We start from the raw sequence: 17595 nt of genomic DNA on the forward strand, positions 1-17595 counted from the left end.
CGGCATCTCCGGGGTCGAAGCCGCCGCGCTCAAGCTCGGCGGCACCGTTGCGACTCAGGCCGCGAAATCCTGGTTGCGGCGCAGGACGGATGGATTCGAGAGGTCGGCTTCGCTGGCGGAGCTCGCCGAAGCCGAGCTGAAGAGCCCGCTCCGGCAACGCAAGCTGGCCAACCTGGTCGAGCACATCGGGTTTCAGGTCGGCGAACAACTTGCCGAGGTACTGGCCACGCGGTTCGCCATGCTGCCTGCCAACGAGGCCGAGGCGGCCGTACTCGCCGCCGTCGATGTGCTCGGCTCCGCCGATCTGTCCGACGAAGCGATATTCGCCGCCGACGCCGATGCCGAGCGGCTCGCCACCACGCTCAGGGCGGAGTTTCCCGACCGGCCGCACGCGGTCGCGCTCGGCGAGGCGGCGTGGCCGCTGTACGAACTGGCGCTCGACCAGTGTTGCAGGTATCTCGTCCAGGTCGTCCGCCACCTGCCGAGCTTTCAGCCACGCGCGCTCGCCGACGTACTCGGCAGGCTCTCCGCCCAGTCCCAGCAGCTGACCGAACTGCTCGCGAGGACACCGAGATCGAGCCTGCACGCGCCGAGTGGCACCGGAAACGACGGTGAGTTCCGCGCCGAATACCTGCGGTTGCTCGCCCGTACACTGGACAACCTCGAACTGGTCGGGCTGCCCGTCGACGCCCAGCCGCGCATCGCGCTCACCCCCGCCTACCTGAGCCTGAGCGTGTCCGCCGAACGAGGCTATGACCGCGAAGCACAGGGAGACTGGTTCGAACAGCAGGACGAGCGGCGACCGGCCGAGGGCGTCCCCGTCGAGACCGCGATCGGCCGCTCGTGGCGCACTCTCGTCCGCGGCGACGCGGGCTCGGGCAAGACGACGCTGCTCAACTGGTTGTGCGTCACGGCGGCGGGTGAGGGCTTCACCGGCGCGCTCGCGAGCTGGAACGGCAAAGTGCCCTTTCCCGTTCGCCTGCGCAGTTTCGCACGCGGTGCGCTGCCCGGACCGGAAGACCTCGTCGCACACGCGGCGAAACCGATCGCGGGACTGATGCCCGCCGGCTGGGCACACCGGATGCTGGCGAGCGGCGACGGTCTCCTGCTCGTCGACGGCGTCGACGAGGTCACCCCCGTCCGCCGCAAGGAGGTCAAGGCCTGGCTGCGGGAACTGGTCGACGCGTTCCCCTCCATGCCCGTCGTGGTGACCGCGCGCACCGCGGCCGCCGACCACCGCTGGCTGGCAGGCCAGCGTTTCACCACGGTGACGCTGGAACCGATGAACGCCACGGCGACGGCCGCGTTCGTCGATCGCTGGCACACGGCTGCCGAGAGCGGAACGAACGGGACCTCGGCCGACTTCGACGCGGCGAAACGCAGGCTGCGCAAGCAACTCGAACGACCACGGCTCCGCCAGCTCGCGGAAAGCCCGCTGCTGTGCGCGATGTTGTGCGCGCTCAACTTCGCTCACCGCTCCGAACTGCCCCGCGACCGGATGGAGCTGTACGGCAAGGCACTCGCCATGCTGCTGCACCTACGGGATGCCGAACGCGGCATCGCGGCCACGCGGAGCACCGTCGGCCCCGTCGAGCAACGCGTGCTGCTTCGCGATCTCGCCTGGCGGCTCACCCTGGCGAACCGGATCGAGCTGGCCAAGGACGACACACTGACTCACCTCGCGGCGAAACTCCCCGCGATGCCCAATGTGGACAGTTCGACCGGGGATCTGCTCGACCATCTGCTCGAACGCAGCGGGGTGCTGCGCGAACCCGTTCCCGGGCGGATCGACTTCGTCCATCGCACCTTCCAGGAATACCTCGCCGCCGACGAAGCCGTCCAGCAACACCACATCCCGACCCTTGTCGCACACGCTCATCTCGACACGTGGCAGGAAACGGTTGTCATGGCCGCGGGGCACGCGACCGCGCGACAGGCCGGAGAACTCGTCACCGGCGTGCTCGACAGGGCCGACGAGAACCGGCGGCACGCGAGGAAGCTCCGGCTCGTCGCGGCGGCCTGCCTCGAGACGATCCAGGACATCGACCCGCTAGTGCACGAACGAGTCGAAAAGGTCATCGCGGATCATCTCGTGCCGCCGAGAAGCGTGCGCGAAACGGCTTCGCTCGCCGCGATCGGTCACCGGGTGCTGCGTTATCTCCCCGACGACCTCGGCGCGCTGTCCGGACCGCAGGCGGCCGCCTGTGTCCGCGCGGCGACGCTGGCTGGCACCGACGAGGCACTCGAACTGCTCGCCCGCTACGCGAAAGATCCGAGAGGCCAGGTGTTCGGGGAACTGAACATCGCGTGGGAGTTCTTCGATCCGGCCACGTTCGCCGAGCGAGTGCTCTCGCGCGCGCCGCTCGGCGAAGGGCGTCCACTGGTCGCCAGCTCCCGCAAAAGCCTCGAACACGCCGGTGTTCTCGGCAACCTCGAAAAGCTCGTCATCTCGTTGCCCGCCCACGAACTGGTCACCGATCTGGCCGAGTTCGACGACGCACCGGTACTGCGCTATCTCGACATTGCCGCCGACCCGGCGGGACCGCTCGACCTCGCGCCGCTCGGCCGCCACGACAAGCTCTCCACGATCGGCATCAGCGGAGCGACCCACTACACCGGACTGTCCACTTTGCACGGACTGCGGAGATTGCGCACACTTCGGTTGCTCCAGCTCGGCTCGTGGAGGGACATCGAATTCGTCACCGGGCTCGACCGGCTCGGGTTCCTCACGCTCGACCACATCGGTGAACTCGCGGACCTCGACATACTGGTCGGCGCACAGACCCTCACGCGGATCGCGCTGTACGACTTCGAGGGGGCGACCATCGCCAATTCCAAGAAGCTCGAACAGGTCACCCGCATCTCGCTACAGCGACCGGCACCCGGCTTCGATCTCGGCAGCGCCGTGCGCACGTTCCCCAATGTCGGCGATGCCAACCTCGGCTTTCTCGACGATCCCGATCTCGGCCTTTTGCACGGCTGGCCGCTGACCGACCTGCTGCTGCGGAGGTCGGTGATCACCGACCTCCGTCCACTCGCGACACTGCCGAGCCTGAACCGGCTGTTCCTCGCCAACGTACGTGGCGACCCCGACCTGAGCCCGCTCGCGGACAAGGTGCTCGAACTCAGGCTCGCGCGAGGCGACGACTACCCCGGACTCGACAAACTCGGACCCGGCGTAACCGTGCGCTACGTCGACTGATTCCGTTCGGCCAGTTCCCGCAGGTGCGGAACCAGCGCGCGCAACGCAAGACCCCGGTGCGAAACGGAGTCCTTCTCCGAGGGGTCGAGTTCGGCCGACGACCGCGTCTGTCCCTCCGGGACGAAGATCGGGTCGTAACCGAATCCGTTGGTACCACTCGGCTGCCTGCTGATGTGCCCCCGCCACTCGCCCCTGACGACGACCTCGGGCCCGTCCGGCACGGCGAGCGCGGCGGCGCAGACGAACGCGGCGGTCCTTCGGTCGTCCGGAACGTCGGTGAGCTGTCGCAGCACCAGTTCGAGGTTGGCGGTGTCGTCGCCGTGCTCGCCTGCCCAGCGCGCGGAGAGCACGCCGGGCATGCCGTTCAGCGCATCGATGCTGAGTCCCGAATCGTCGGCGACACAGGGCAAACCGGTGGCCTTCGCGGCGTCGTGTGCCTTGGCGAGCGCGTTCTCCTCGAAGGTCTGCCCGGTTTCCGGCGCCTCGGGAAAGTCGTCCACATCGGACAGACCGAGCACTTCGATGTCACCGAGACCGCGTTTGACGACGATGCGCCGAAGCTCGTCGAGCTTCTTGACGTTGCGAGTCGCCAGCACGATCCGCGTCGTCACTTGGAACCCTTCGACTTCTTGTCCTGCACCGGCTCGGGAAGCACACCGGGATACGGCTCGGCAAGCGCCTCGGCCTGCTTGCGGGAGAGTTCGGCGCAGCCTGCGAGCGCGAGGTCGAGCATCTTGTCCAGTGTGGACCTCGTGAAGGTCGCGCCCTCTCCCGTTCCCTGCACCTCGATGAGGGTGCCCGCGTCGGTGGCGACGACGTTCGTGTCGACCTCCGCCCGCGAATCCTCCTCGTAGGGCAGGTCGAGCCGCACCCTCCCGTCGACGACGCCGACACTGATCGCCGACACGGCGGCGGACAGCGGCTTGGGGTCGGCGAGGCGGCCCGCGGCGCCGAGCCACGTGATGGCGTCGGCGAGCGCGACGTAGCCGCCGGTGATGGCAGCGGTCCTCGTCCCGCCGTCGGCCTGCACGACGTCGCAGTCGATCACGATCGTGTTCTCGCCCAGCGCGGCGAGGTCGATGCACGAGCGCAGCGACCGGCCGATCAGCCTGCTGATCTCGTGGGTCCTGCCCCCGACCCTGCCCTTGATGGACTCGCGGTCGCTACGGGTGTGCGTCGCGGAGGGGAGCATCGCGTATTCGGCGGTCACCCAGCCGAGGCCGGAGCCGGCCCTCCAGCGAGGCACGCCCTCGGTGACGCTGGCCGCGCACAACACCCTGGTGGCTCCGAACTCGATGAGCACGGACCCCGCCGGCCACTGCTGGAAGCCGCGCGTGATCCGCACCTCGCGGAGCTGGTCGTCATTCCTGCCGTCTTTTCGCACCACGGGGCCAGAGCCTAGTGAAGACGACCGGCATCGCGCCGGTCGGGCACCGGGATCCGCACTCAGGACGCCGAGATCCGCGTCCACGACCGCGAGATCCGCACTCAGGACGGCGAGGTGCGCATTCGGACCACGAGTCACCCTGCCGCGACACCGCGGCCGAAATCTGTTGCCAGCCAGCCTCCTTCCGGATAATTCATCATAGGTTGAAAATCGGGAGGTGGTGGCCATGGCGATCATGGCGTCGACTCTGGCGACCCCGGACCGCGCACCATGACCACGAAACAGCACCCATGGTGCCGTCACCGCGGCAGGGCGTTACGGGCGGCGGGCATCCTCGCCGTTCTCGGGATCGTCGCCTTCACCCTGCACGACCGGATTCCCGCCCCCGCCGACGTCGTGGCAGCGCTCGCCACGGCAGCCCCAGCCTGGCTGCTGGCCGCGGCCGGTGCCGAGTTCGTCTCCATGGCCATGTTCGCGCGGCAGCAACGCAGGCTGCTCACCGCGTTCGGCGTCACGATGCCGAGAAGACGGCTGCTCGCGCTGGCCTACAGCAGGTCGGCGATCGCCGTCAGCTTCCCGGCAGGCTCCCTCGTCTCGGCGGCCTACGCCTTCCGCGCGTTCCGGCGAGGCGGCGCGGATCGCGGCACGGCAACCACGGTGATGGTGCTCTCCGGCCTGCTCTCGGTGGCAGGGCTCGCCGTGTTGTACGGCAGCGGGGCGTTCACGACGGGCATGGTGCGGCTCGCTGACACCGTGAACACCCACCCCGTGCTTCCCGCGGTCGGGGTCGTCGCGATCGGCTGGGTCGCCTTCTCCCTCGTGGCCACCTACCGCAAACACACGCCACGACGGCGGCACCGGTCGTGGGCGTGGCTCGGGGCGACTCCGTTCGGAACGGCACTCACCGGCATGCGCACGGTGGCGCCGAGACACTGGCTGCTCGCGCTCGCCGCCGCGACCGCGAACTGGCTCACCGACCTGCTGTGCCTGCTCGCCGTCGTGGCCGCCTTCGGCATCGAACTCAGCGTCTTCGACGTCGCCGCCGTGTACTTGACGGGACAATTGCTCAGGCAGATCCCGCTGACCCCGGGCGGCATCGGCGTCATCGAGGTCGTGCTGCTGACCGGCCTCGTCTCGGCGGGAGCCGCCGAGCCAGCCGCGGCGGCGGCCGTGCTGGCCTACCGGCTGCTCTCCTGCTGGCTGATCATCCCGATCGGCATGCTGACCCTGCTCGTTTCACGCCTTCGGGGAGGCCAGGATGTCGTAACCGGCTCCCTGCTCGACGAGTTCGGCAGGACCGGTGAAGGCACTACGGGCTTCGCCGAGCACGGCGGCGGCGTCGGTCCACGGGGGTACGTGCGTGAGCAGCAATCTGCCGACACCGGCTCGCGCGGCGAGCTCACCGGCCTGCCTTCCGGATAGGTGTACCCCGGCCGGACGATCGGGCGCGTCGGTCCACGACGCCTCGGCCAGCAGCACGTCCGCGCCGTCGGCGAGGCGGTCGAGCTGGGCACACGGTCCGGTGTCGCCGGTGTAGGCCAGTGTCGCCCCTTCGGCCGAAAGCCGGATCCCGAACGCCGCCGTCGGATGGTCCACCCGCACCGAGGTCACCGAGAAGGGCCCGATTCGCCGCGTCCCCTCCGTCAGCGGCTCGAAGGTGAACACGTCGGTCAGGTCGGTGTGCTCCCGCTCCCGCTCGTGCGGCGCGTAGGCGTTGGCGAGTCGCGAGGGCGCCTCTGCCGGTGCGTGCACCGGCAGCTTCCTGCTCGCCGGGTCGAACGGAGGAGCGGGGTGGTACCTGCGGAACACGGTGAGCGCGCTGAAATCGGCACAGTGATCGGGATGCAGGTGCGAGAGGACGAGGGCGTCCAGGTCGAACGGGTCGTGCTCCTTCTGCAACTGGGCCAGCGTCCCGTTGCCGAGATCGAGCCCGAGCAGCGTTCCTTTCGCCTCGACGAGATAACCGGACGCGGCGGTGCCGGCGCCGGGAACGCTGCCGGAACACCCCAGGATCGTCAGTCGCACGCCGCCACCCTGCCACGCGGCACCCCTCGCCGCCTATCTCACGTGGGCGCGAGCACTCCGGGGCCGAAGCCCATGAACCGCTGGGCGAGCTTCGCGAACGGTTCCGCCGCGCCGGTCGCGAAGAACTCGTGCTTTGGCGGTTCCGGCCTCGTGGAAAGGAGGTCGAGCTCGGTCAGAACCCGCACCACGTCCTTGGCTGTTTCCTCCGCGCTGGAAACCAGTGTCACCTCGGCTCCCATCGTGATTTGCAGGACTCCGGTGAGCAGCGGATAGTGCGTGCAGCCGAGGATGAGCGTGTCGACTCCCTGCCGCGCGAGCGGTTCGAGGTAACCCTGCGCGAGTCCGAGCACCTGCCGTCCCGACGTGATGCCACGCTCGACGAAGTCGACGAACCGGGGACAGGCGACCGACGTCAGCGAAAGGCCCGTCGCGGCGGCGAAGGCGTCGTCGTAGGCCCGCGACCGCACGGTGCCTTCCGTTCCAATGAGGCCGATGCGGCCGTTGCGGGTCGCCGCGACGGCACGCCGCACCGCAGGAAGCACGACCTCGACAACCGGGATGTCGTAGCGTTCCCTCGCATCCCGAAGGCACGCGGCCGAGGCCGTGTTGCACGCGATGACGAGCGCCTTGACCCCCTCGGCGACGAGGCCGTCCAGCGCGGTCAGCGCGAGCTCCCTCACCTTCGCGATCGGCAAAGGGCCGTACGGCGCGTTTCTGGTGTCGCCGACGTAGCGCAGCTGTTCGCGGGGTAGCTGATCGGTGATCGCCCTCGCGACCGTGAGACCGCCGACTCCGGAGTCGAAAATGCCGATGGGCGCATCCGCCCCTTGAGCCGGGTCCGGCTCGGGGGCGCCGAAGGCAGCGGGAACGCTGCTGCCGTTGGTACTGCCGTTGACGTTGCCGGAAGTCGAGTCGGGTTGGCTCACGCCCCGAGGCTACCGGGCGTCTTGGCCGCCTTCGTCTTGTCGGTTCTGGCGACGATCCACGCGGCGAGCACACCGCCGAGTGCCCCGAACAGGTGGCCCTGCCAGGAAATACCCGGGTTGCCGGGCAGCACGCCCCACAACATCCCGCCCCAGATGAACATCAGCACGACCGCGACGAGCAACTGGGCGATGCTGCGGTTGAAGATGCCTCGGACCAGCAGGAAAGCCAGCCAGCCGAACGCGAGCCCCGAGGCGCCGACGGTGACGACTCCGGCGGGGGCCGTCAGCCACACCCCGAGGCCGCCGACGATCCAGATCGTGGCCGTCACCGCGACCCACTGCCCGATGCCGCCCGCCATCGCGAGAAACGCGAAGACCAGCACCGGAACCGTGTTGGCGAAGAGGTGACTCCAGCCGTGGTGCAGCAGCGGCGCCCACAGGATGCCGTCGAGCCCTGACAACGACCGGGCCGTGACGCCGCCCATGTCGAGGTCGGCCGGAACGATGACGTCGACCAGCTCGATGAGGTAGAGCAGGGCGACGAACGACAGCGCGACGATGCCTGCCGCCACCGGTTTCGGCGGCAGGATCCGCTTGCCTACGGCTACCGGCTGGCGTGGCCCGCTCGGTACGGGCTGGGGCTGCGTGCTCACACAGCAAGGCTACGTCGGGCAGAGCCGTCCTACCTCCGTGGAAACCCTGAGATTCTTCCCCATCACTCGCGAAGGGTGGCTCAGGCCCAGAGCTGACCGTCGAGTTTCTCGGCAGCCTCGTCGAGCGAACCGGAGTAGGCGCCGGTGGAGAGATACTTCCAGCCCGCGTCGGCGACGACGAAGGCGATGTCGGCGCGCTCCCCGTTCGCGACCGCCTTCTCGGCGATGCCGAGTGCCGCGTGCAGCACCGCGCCGGTGGAGATTCCCGCGAAAATGCCTTCCAGCTCCAGCAATTCCCTGGTGCGGCGCAGCGCGTCGTAGGCGCCGACCGAATACCTTCCGCTGAGCACATCGGGGTCGTACAGCTCCGGCACGAATCCCTCGTCGAGGTTGCGCAGCCCGTAGACCAGCTCGCCATAGCGCGGTTCAGCCGCGACGATCCGCACGTCCGGCTTGTTGTCGCGCATGTACCGCCCGACCCCGACGAGCGTTCCGGTCGTGCCGAGGCCGCCGACGAAGTGCGTCAGTGCCGGCAGGTCCTTGAGCAGTTCGGGGGCGGTCCCGCGATAGTGCGCGTCCGCGTTGGCAGGGTTGCCGTACTGGTACAGCATCACCCAGTCCGGATTGGACTTGGCCAGTTCCTTCGCCCTGCGTACCGCCTCGTTCGACCCACCGGCGGCGGGCGAGTAGACGATGCGGGCGCCGTAGGCCTGCAAGAGCTGCTTGCGTTCGGCCGAGGTGTTCTCCGGCATCACGCACACGAGGCCGTAGCCCTTGAGCTTGGCTGCCATGGCCAGCGAGATACCGGTGTTGCCCGAGGTCGGTTCGAGGATCGTCGAACCCCGCCTGAGCAGGCCGTCGCGCTCGGCGGCCTCGATCATGGCGAGCGCGGGCCTGTCCTTGATCGACCCGGTCGGGTTGTGGTCCTCCAGCTTCGCCCACAACCGCACGTCGGTGGATGGGGACAACCTCGGAAGCCCCACCAACGGGGTGCCGCCGAGGGTGTCCAGCAGTGACTCGTAGCGAGCCATCGCTACCGCGCGCCTCCGGCCACCGCGGGCAGGATCGTCACGGTGTCGCCGTCCTTGATCGAGGCTTCGAGCCCACCCGAGAAGCGCACGTCCTCGTCGTTGACGTAGACGTTGATGAAGCGGTGCAGCTTCTCGTCCTTGACCAGCCGGGCCTTGAGCCCTCCGTGCTGTGCCTCGATGTTGTCGATGATCTCCCCCACCGTCGCTCCTGACGCCTCGACGGACTTCTCGCCGCCGGTGTGCGTACGCAGGATGGTCGGGATGGAGACGGTCACGGCCATGGGTTACCTCCGCAAATGGTTCTGACAGGATTGACGTTCGCGCACGCGGGGCTATTCCCGCGTGTGACTCACGCGTCGGGGATGTCGTCGCTACCGGTGTTGGCGAACATGTACGACTCGACGACCTCGACCGGCTCCTCCGTCACGACGCCTTCGACGATGCGATACGAGCGGAACTCGTGCTCGTCGGAGTCCTTCGTGGAAACCAGTACGTAGTGCGCGAACGGCTCCTGCGCGAGCTTGACGTCCGTGCGCGAGGGGTACGCCTCGGTCGCGGTGTGCGAGTGGTAGATCACGACGGGTACCTCGTCGGCCGCCGCCATCTCGCGATACAACCTCAGCAGGTCGCCGGAGTCGAACTCGTAGAACGTCGGGCTGCGGGCCGCGTTCACCATCGGAATGAACCGCTCGGGGCGGTCGGTCCCGTCGTCGGGACCCGCGATGACGCCGCACGCCTCGTCCGGATGGTCACGACGGGCGTGCTCGACGATCGCGTCCACCAGGTCGCGCCGAATCCGAAGCACGCTCCCATCCTACGTGTTGGGCAGCGACCGTTCACACCGTGAGACGGGCCACTCACGGTAGTCGTAGCGGCCCCGAATAGCAGCAGGTCACCATGCCGCGCCGAACGCTTCCGGCCATACGTCCCGGTAAGCGGGAAGTCCGGGAACCCCCTCGGCTGCCAGCAGCCCGTGGACCATCGCTCTGGCGAACACGCGGGCCGCGGCGGAGCACAGCACGTCGAGCGAGGCCATGCGGCTCGCCTCGCCGACGACCCCCCTCGCCGACGGCAACTCCTTCTCACCCGTGGCCATCGCGAACACCGTGTCGCCGTCGAACATCGTGTGGGCAGGGCGCACCGCGCGCGCGACCCCGTCCTGGCCGCCGACGGCAAGCCTGCGGCACTCCGCCTTCGACAACGCCGCGTCGACGGCGACGACGCCGATGGTGGTGTTGAGATCGGTCGGCGAGGCATCGGTTTCCCCCGGCCTCCCCGGCCACGAACGCACCCCGAACTCCCCGTCCGCCTCGTGGTCGGCCGCGAACGGCTCCCCCGTCTCCATGCGCACGGCCTCACCGGAGGCGTTGACGACGGCGAGCGCGCCGACGACGAAACCGTCGACCAGCTCACTCGCGGTACCGACCCCGCCTTTGAGTGAACCGACCTTGGCGCCCGCACCAGCTCCAACCGTGCCTTGGCGCACAGGGCCTTCCTTCGCCGCTTCGCACGCCAGGTAGCCGAAACCGGCGTCCGGCCGGTTGCCCCACGCGCTGCGCGGAAGGTCGAAGACGACGGCGCCGGGAACGATGGGCACCACCTCGTGCGACTCGGCGCCGACCGGAAGACCCAGCTCACGCTCGGCGAGCCAGCGCATGACCCCGTCGGCGGCGGCGAGACCGTACGCGCTGCCGCCGGAAAGACAGATCGCGTTGACGCGCTGGACGAGGTTCTCCGGTTCGAGCAGGTTGGTCTCCCGCGTTCCTGGCGCACCGCCACGCTGGTCGACGGCGGCGACGGCCTGACCGGGAACGAACACCACGGTCGTTCCGGTCGCCCAGCCCCGCTCGACCCGGTGATGATGACCGACGAGCACCCCCGGCACATCGGTGATCGCGTTGTGCGGCTTCACACCTTCGCTCATCCGGCTTCCGTTTCCGAGGGCCACGGAAAAGGCCCGCTACTCGGTCAGTGCCTGAACGAGGCTTTCCTGCACCCAGGTCAGCCAGTGATAGACCCCGAGGTGCGGGGAACGCGGATCCTCGTCGGGCAACTCGTCCGGCATGTCGTCGTTGACGTCGAGCGCGGTCCCGAGCGCGAGGCGTACGTCGTTGAGCGCGGAAAGCCACGCGTCCGCCTGCTCGTAGGTCAACCGCACGTTGCCGCCGTCAGGCGGAAGCGTGTTCATCACGACGTCGGCGACGCCGACCTTCGCGTCCAGCACCTCGGGCTCGTGCAGCGAACGCAGCGCGGCGGCCGATTCCAGATCCTCGGTGGTCGGGTTGTCGGGGTCCAGCCGGTGGAAGTCGGGAAGCAGCCTGGAAAGCACCGGATCGTTTGGCGACTCGAAAGGGCCGGTGCGAATGCCGGTCAGCTCGGAGAGCTCGTCCTGCGGTGCTTCCTCAGCCCGCGCCTTCAGCATGTCCTCGACCTGGCTGACGAGACCGCGCAGCACGGCGGCCTCCTGCTGCTCGAATCCCGCGTGCAGCTTGCCGCCCTTGCGCTGCCAGCCCTTCACGGCTGCTCCATCGTCGCCCACAGGCCTGCCGCGTGAAGCTTCGCGACATCGCCCTCGACCTTCTCCTTGGTCCCAGACGTCACAATGGCCTTTCCTTTGTGGTGCACGTCGAGCATGAGCTTGGTGGCATGGTCCCTGCTGTACCCGAAAAGCTTCTGAAAGACGTAGGTCACGTAGGACATCAGGTTGACAGGGTCGTTCCAGACGATGGTCTGCCACGGTCTGTCCCCGGCACCGTGCTCGGCGCCCAGTGTCTCGTCGGCCTCGACAGGCGTGGTCATGACTCCATGGTGTCACGCGTGACCGAACAGGTGCGGCACCAGGTCTCGCCGGACGGGTGAACAGCGCCGTGCCGCAAGGCGCGCAGCGGCGCTCACAGTGGCAATTGCCCGGCACGATCGGCCTGCCAATACGCTTTGCCTCATGGCACCTGTCGAGCACACCGGGACGAGTACCGCACTGCTCACCGACCACTACGAGCTGACCATGCTCGGAAGTGCACTCGCCGACGGCACCGCCGACCGCGACTGCGTCTTCGAGGTGTTCGCCCGCAGGCTCCCGAGCGGGCGAAGGTACGGCGTCGTCGGCGGCATCGCCAGGGTTCTCGACGCCATCATGGATTTCCGGTTCACCGATGCCGACCTCGCGCAGCTTCACGCGACGGCCGTCGTCGACGACGGCACGCTGAACTGGCTTTCCGGCTACCGGTTCTCCGGCGACATCGACGGATACGTCGAGGGAGAGCTGTACTTCCCCGGCTCGCCGATCCTGACCGTGCGCGGAACCTTCGCCGAAGCCGTCGTGCTCGAAACCGTCGTGCTCTCGATCCTCAACCACGACAGCGCTATCGCCTCAGCGGCGGCGAGGATGTCGAGCGCCGCGCACGGAAGGCCCATCATCGAGATGGGCAGCAGGCGCACCCACGAACAGGCCGCCGTCGCGGCGGCCCGCGCCGCCTACCTCGCCGGGTTCGCGACAACGTCCAATCTGGAGGCGGGAAGGCGGTACGGCATTCCGACGAGAGGGACGGCCGCGCACTCGTTCATGCTGCTGCACGACACCGAGGAAGCCGCGTTCCGCGCCCAGATCGACAAGGTCGGCGCCGACACGACGTTGCTTGTCGACACCTACGACATCACCGACGGCATCGAGACGGCAGTGCGAGTCGCCGGTCCCGAACTCGGCGCGATCCGCATCGACTCCGGCGACGTCGGCGTCCTCGCTCGCAAAGCGAGGGAACAACTCGACTCACTCGGCGCGAAAGACACCCGGATCGTGGTATCCGGCGACCTCGACGAGCACGCGATCGCGGCGCTGCGCGCGGAACCCGTCGACGCGTACGGGGTCGGCACTTCCGTGGTCACCGGGTCGGGGGCACCCACGGCCGGGATGGTCTACAAACTGGTCGAGGTGGAGGGAAGGCCGGTCGCCAAGCGCAGCGAGCACAAGGCTTCGCGAGGTGGCCGCAAATCGGCGCTGCGCAGGCACAAGCCGACGGGGACCGCGCTGGAGGAGGTCGTCTACGCGAGCGCGGCCCCGCCCGCGCTCGGTGACGACGACCGCGAATTGCACATCCCGATGGTTCGCGATGGCGACCAGGTCGGCGGCCTGCCGACGCTGGACGACGCGCGGCAGCGACTGCGCAGAGGACTTGTCAGCCTGCCGTGGGAAGGTTTGAAGCTGTCCGGCGGAGACCCCGCCATCCCGACTACCTTCACCTGATCGCTTCCCTGACTCCCCACAGCGAGGAGAAGATCATGACGACCGCACTGATCGTGGTGGACGTGCAGAACGACTTCTGCGAGGGCGGTTCACTCGCGGTGGAGGGCGGAGCCGCCGTCGCGGAGGCCATTTCCCTGCACGCCAAGGAGTCCGCGTACGACCACGTCGTCGCCACGAGGGACTACCACATCGATCCCGGCGCCCATTTCAGCGACAACCCCGATTTCGTCCGCTCCTGGCCTCGCCACTGCGTCGCCGGAACGGCGGGGGCGGGTTTCCACCCCGAGCTCGACGTGACTCCGCTGCGGGCCGTGTTCTCGAAAGGCCAGTACAGCGACGGCTACTCGGGGTTCGAGGGAACCACCGGCGAGGGTGAACGGCTCGCCGGCTGGTTGCGTGACAGAGGCGTCGACACCGTCGACGTCGTCGGCATCGCCACCGACCACTGCGTAAGGGCGACCGCGCTCGACGCCGCGGCCGAGGGATTCACGGTCCGCGTACTCGCCGGACTCACCGCGGGCGTCTCGCGGTCCACTGTGGACGCGGCGATGGCCGACCTCGCCGAGGCGGGCGTGAAAGTCGACGGAAAAGCCAGGGTCGCTTCGTGAGTTCTCCCGGCCTGCTGACCTTCGGCGAGAGCATGGCCGCGTTCAGCACGACCAGCGGAAAGCTGCGCCATGCGGACACGGTCGACGTCGGGGTCTCCGGAGCTGAGGCGACCGTGGCCATCGGAGTGTCGAGGCTCGGCGTCGACGCCGCGTGGACAGGCAGGGTCGGAGCCGACGAGCCAGGCGCGCTCGTGCTGTCCCGGCTGCGTGAGGAAGGTGTCGACACCTCGGCCGCGATGACCGACCAGGAAGCGCCGACCGGGTTGCTGCTCAAGGACTTCCGCACCGCCGATTCGCCGAGGTCGGCCTTCTACCGCAACGGCAGCGCCGGAACGAGGCTGTGTCCAGAGGACCTGGCGGAAGACCTGATCAGGGGCGCGGGCGCGCTGCACCTGACCGGCAACACGGCCGGTCTTTCCGACACCGCCGCGAAGGCGGTGATCGTGGCCGCCGAGATCGCCAACGACGCGGGTGTGCCCTTCTCGTTCGGTCTCGACTACCAGCAGGCACTGTGGGAGCCGGGCGAGGCGAAAGACCTGCTCGCCGAACTGGTGAGCATGGCCGACATCGTGTTCGCGAGCGAGGACGAGGCGCGCTCGCTCGGCTTCTCGGGAAGCACGGACGAACTGGCGTCGGAATTCGCGGCCATGGGGCCGGAACAGGTGCTGATCATGCTCGGTCCGAGAGGAGCGATCGCCGAACTGAACGGGGTGCGCTACGACGTGCCGTCGTACCCGGTGCGGACCGTCGGCACCGAAGGAGCCGACGACGCGTTCATCGCGGGCTACCTCGCCGATTTCCTCACCGGAGCGCCGCCGGAGCGCAGGGTGCGGACGGCGGCGGCCTGCCGCGCGTTCGCCGTGTCCGCGCCGAGCGAGGGGAAGGGACTCCCTGACAGGGAGGAACTCAAGCAACTCGCCCGCCCCCGCTGAGTAGTCGGTTGACGGCACCGGCGCGAGCGGGGCCTTTCCTCCGCCCTTCACCTGCCACGCCTCGGACCGCGGCTCATCTTGACGGTGGGGACCGGTAACGTCTCACCCCGTGCCCGGCAAGACCTCACGCCTTCCCAGCGTCCGCGAACTGCTCAGCCACGCGGTCGATGCCGTCGGCGGCGCCGAACGCGAGGGCCAGGTCGACATGGCGGAAGCGGTCGGCAAAGCGATCCGCACCGGCGAACACCTTGCCGTGCAGGCCGGAACCGGCACCGGGAAGTCACTGGCCTACCTCGTTCCCTCGATCAGGTACGCGGTGGAACGCGAGGCGACCGTCGTCGTGTCGACCGCGACCATCGCGCTGCAACGCCAGCTCGTCGACCGCGACCTACCCCGGCTGGCCAAGGCACTCAAGAAGCCGCTCGGCAGGGAGCCGACCTTCGCGATCCTCAAGGGCAGGCGCAACTACCTGTGCCTGCACCGGCTCGACACCGGCGCTCCCGAGGAGCCGGAGGACACCACGCTGTTCGACGCCTTCGCCGTCTCGCGCATCGGCCGAGAAGTCAAGCGGCTGCACGAATGGTCCTCCGACACCGAAACCGGCGACAAGGACGAGCTCGTACCAGGAGTTTCCGAGCAGGCGTGGCGGCAGGTCTCGGTCACCGCGCGCGAATGCCTCGGCGCGGGGCGTTGCCCGGTGGGCACCGACTGCTTCGCCGAGCGGGCCCGGGGCGAGGCAGGCAAGGCCGACATCATCGTCACCAACCACGCGCTGCTGGCCATCGACGCCTTGCAGGACTACCAGGTGCTGCCCGAACACGACCTCGTGGTCATCGACGAGGCACACGAACTGGTCGACCGCGTCACCTCGGTCGCGACCTCCGAACTGACCTCGCCGATGATCTCGGCCGCCACGCGCCGCTGCGGCAAACTCATCGACGCCGGAATCGCCGACCGGCTACTCGAAGCGGGCGACGGGCTCGCGCTCGTCGTCGACGACCTCCCCTCAGGCCGGATGGATTCGCTGCCGACGGCGCTTGGCGGCGCGGTCACCGTCGTGCGCGACGCGGCCTCGGCCTGCCTCACCGCGCTGGGCTCCGAGCGCAAGGAAGAGGTCGAGGAGGCGACGGCACGCAAGCTCGCGAGGTCGCTGCTCGAAGAGGTGCACGACACGGCGGTCCGGCTACTCGAAGCGTTCGAGGAAGACCAGGGAAACCGGCACGACGTGGTGTGGCTTTCCAACGACAAGTACACGAACTCGTCGAGGCCACCGGCGCTGCACGTCGCGCCGCTCTCGGTCGGCGGCCTGCTCCGCGAACGCGTTTTCGCCCGCAGCACAACGGTGCTGACCTCGGCGACGCTCGCGCTTGGCGGCGCGTTCGACACCCTCGCGCGGCAGTGGGGTCTTCCCCCTTCACCCAAACCGGCCGCGCAAGCCGAAGGCGCCGCGAACGAGAAACCACCGCCTTCCGACGACAGCGGGCTCAGCTGGCGCGGACTCGACGTCGGCTCGCCCTTCGACTATCGCCGCAACGGCATCCTGTACATGGCAAAACACCTTCCCCCGCCAGGTCGCGACGGCCTCGGCGAATCCACATTGGACGAGATCGCCGAGCTGATCGAGGCTTCCGGAGGACGAGCGCTCGGCCTCTTCTCCTCGATGAGGGCGGCCAAGCAGGCGACCGAGGAACTCAGGGAACGCATCCCTTACCCGATCCTGTGCCAGGGCGACGACTCCACCTCGTTGCTGGTGGGCAAATTCGCCGAGGACGAACGCACCTGCCTGTTCGGCACACTGTCCCTGTGGCAGGGCGTCGACGTGCCAGGCTCGTCGCTGCAACTCGTGCTCGTCGACCGGCTTCCCTTCCCCCGGCCGGACGATCCCGTTTCCTCGGCACGCCAGCGGGCCGTCGAGGCGCGAGGCGGAAACGGCTTCCTGACGGTCGCGGCGACACACGCCGCACTGTTGCTGGCACAGGGAACGGGGCGGCTGCACCGCTCCGTCAGCGACAAGGGTGTCGTCGCCGTGCTCGACTCCCGGCTGGCCACCGCTCGTTACGGTGGTTTTCTCCGCGCGTCGCTGCCACCGTTCTGGCCCACCTTCGACCCCAAGGTAGCCAGGGACGCGCTGCGGAGACTCGCCGCCTCCGCCCCGGGCTGAGCACCCACGGCGGAGGCGTTACGGTGAACGGAACCCGAGGTTAAGGGAGTAGTCGTTGTCCACCGACTCATCCAGCGCACGGTCTCGCTCGGTCAGCGTTGACGACACCGGCGTCCGGCGCAGGCTGGCCGATGGCACCGAGGAATCGGTGACCTGGTCCGAACTGTCCGCGGTGGTGGTGAGGGTCATCCCGGAAGGTCCGTGGAAGGAAGACGTCTTCCTGATGCTCGCCGGAGCCGACGGCACCGGAACCGCCGTTCCCAGTGGCGATCCGGCCGCCAACGCGCTCATCGAGCGGTTGCAGACCCTGCCGGGCTTCGACCACGACAAGTTCGTGGAAGCCATGACCACCGATGCCGACGAGGCCTACGTCGTGTGGAAGGCGGGCGAGGTCACCGCCGACGGCGGTACGGGAACCCCCTGACGCGGT

17 protein-coding genes and 1 pseudogene are annotated in these 17595 nt (G+C 68.7%); 7 read left to right on the top strand and 11 right to left on the bottom strand.

The annotated features are described in order from the left end of the window. The first annotated feature begins 4 nt into the window (after nt 1–4). On the top strand, nt 5–3202 hold the full coding sequence (locus BAY61_RS25375; RefSeq protein WP_091806926.1) for an NACHT domain-containing protein: 3198 nt from the start codon (nt 5–7) through the stop codon (nt 3200–3202). Here the strand turns inward: BAY61_RS25375 and rdgB are convergent. After that, a complete protein-coding gene (gene rdgB / locus BAY61_RS25380; protein WP_091806924.1) occupies nt 3190–3813 on the bottom strand; it encodes an RdgB/HAM1 family non-canonical purine NTP pyrophosphatase in 624 nt (207 codons plus the stop codon). The two genes, BAY61_RS25375 and rdgB, sit on opposite strands and share 13 nt — an antisense overlap. After that, nucleotides 3810–4589 carry a ribonuclease PH gene (gene rph / locus BAY61_RS25385; protein WP_091806922.1) on the bottom strand — a complete coding sequence of 260 codons (780 nt, stop codon included), beginning with the start codon at nt 4587–4589 and terminating at the stop codon, nt 3810–3812. Before rph ends, rdgB begins: the two co-directional genes overlap by 4 nt. Nucleotides 4590–4859: 270 nt before the next feature. Here rph and BAY61_RS33400 point away from each other — a divergent pair. Then, a pseudogene (locus BAY61_RS33400) lies at nt 4860–5813 on the top strand (lysylphosphatidylglycerol synthase transmembrane domain-containing protein); the annotation flags it as partial. A gap of 12 nt (nt 5814–5825) precedes the next feature. Here the strand turns inward: BAY61_RS33400 and BAY61_RS33695 are convergent. The 9 genes from BAY61_RS33695 to clpS form a co-directional block, all read right to left on the bottom strand. Next, on the bottom strand, nt 5826–6614 hold the full coding sequence (locus BAY61_RS33695; protein WP_091806918.1) for an MBL fold metallo-hydrolase: 789 nt from the start codon (nt 6612–6614) through the stop codon (nt 5826–5828). Nucleotides 6615–6652: 38 nt separating this feature from the next. Further along, nucleotides 6653–7426: a glutamate racemase gene (gene murI, locus BAY61_RS25400; RefSeq protein WP_245866285.1), complete on the bottom strand. Its 774-nt coding sequence runs from the start codon at nt 7424–7426 to the stop codon at nt 6653–6655. Nucleotides 7427–7536: 110 nt separating this feature from the next. Continuing rightward, nucleotides 7537–8130: a rhomboid family intramembrane serine protease gene (locus BAY61_RS25405; RefSeq protein ID WP_091807452.1), complete on the bottom strand. Its 594-nt coding sequence runs from the start codon at nt 8128–8130 to the stop codon at nt 7537–7539. A 143-nt stretch (nt 8131–8273) separates the two neighbouring features. Further along, on the bottom strand, nt 8274–9224 hold the full coding sequence (locus BAY61_RS25410) for a PLP-dependent cysteine synthase family protein (protein ID WP_091806915.1): 951 nt from the start codon (nt 9222–9224) through the stop codon (nt 8274–8276). A gap of 2 nt (nt 9225–9226) precedes the next feature. Further along, nucleotides 9227–9505, bottom strand: coding sequence for a MoaD/ThiS family protein (locus tag BAY61_RS25415; RefSeq protein ID WP_091806913.1), 279 nt, complete (start codon nt 9503–9505; stop codon nt 9227–9229). A gap of 68 nt (nt 9506–9573) precedes the next feature. Continuing rightward, complete coding sequence (locus BAY61_RS25420; RefSeq protein WP_091806911.1) at nt 9574–10029, bottom strand: M67 family metallopeptidase; 456 nt, start codon at nt 10027–10029, stop codon at nt 9574–9576. An 87-nt stretch (nt 10030–10116) separates the two neighbouring features. Beyond that, nucleotides 10117–11148 carry a P1 family peptidase gene (locus tag BAY61_RS25425; protein WP_091806909.1) on the bottom strand — a complete coding sequence of 344 codons (1032 nt, stop codon included), beginning with the start codon at nt 11146–11148 and terminating at the stop codon, nt 10117–10119. 36 nt (nt 11149–11184) lie between these two features. After that, a complete protein-coding gene (locus tag BAY61_RS25430) occupies nt 11185–11742 on the bottom strand; it encodes a DUF2017 domain-containing protein (RefSeq protein ID WP_091806908.1) in 558 nt (185 codons plus the stop codon). Then, nucleotides 11739–12023 carry an ATP-dependent Clp protease adapter ClpS gene (gene clpS / locus BAY61_RS25435; RefSeq protein WP_091806906.1) on the bottom strand — a complete coding sequence of 95 codons (285 nt, stop codon included), beginning with the start codon at nt 12021–12023 and terminating at the stop codon, nt 11739–11741. Before clpS ends, BAY61_RS25430 begins: the two co-directional genes overlap by 4 nt. A 142-nt stretch (nt 12024–12165) precedes the next feature. On the opposite strand from clpS, the gene BAY61_RS25440 reads away from it, so the two are divergent. The 5 genes from BAY61_RS25440 (at nt 12166) to BAY61_RS25460 (ending at nt 17589) form a co-directional block, all read left to right on the top strand. Continuing rightward, nucleotides 12166–13464 carry a nicotinate phosphoribosyltransferase gene (locus tag BAY61_RS25440; protein WP_091806904.1) on the top strand — a complete coding sequence of 433 codons (1299 nt, stop codon included), beginning with the start codon at nt 12166–12168 and terminating at the stop codon, nt 13462–13464. Nucleotides 13465–13499: 35 nt separating this feature from the next. Continuing rightward, a complete protein-coding gene (locus tag BAY61_RS25445; RefSeq protein ID WP_091806902.1) occupies nt 13500–14072 on the top strand; it encodes a nicotinamidase in 573 nt (190 codons plus the stop codon). After that, entirely contained in the window at nt 14069–15004 is a 936-nt protein-coding gene (locus BAY61_RS25450) for a sugar kinase (RefSeq protein WP_091806900.1), read from the top strand. The genes BAY61_RS25445 and BAY61_RS25450 overlap by 4 nt, the downstream gene beginning before the upstream one ends. 109 nt (nt 15005–15113) lie before the next feature. Continuing rightward, complete coding sequence (locus BAY61_RS25455) at nt 15114–17165, top strand: ATP-dependent DNA helicase (protein ID WP_091806887.1); 2052 nt, start codon at nt 15114–15116, stop codon at nt 17163–17165. A 55-nt stretch (nt 17166–17220) separates the two neighbouring features. Further along, nucleotides 17221–17589, top strand: a complete 369-nt coding sequence (locus tag BAY61_RS25460; protein ID WP_091806885.1) for a hypothetical protein — start codon at nt 17221–17223, stop codon at nt 17587–17589. Nucleotides 17590–17595: the final 6 nt, after the last annotated feature.

This window comes from Prauserella marina (assembly GCF_002240355.1).
Classification (GTDB): Bacteria; Actinomycetota; Actinomycetes; order Mycobacteriales; family Pseudonocardiaceae; genus Prauserella_A; species Prauserella_A marina.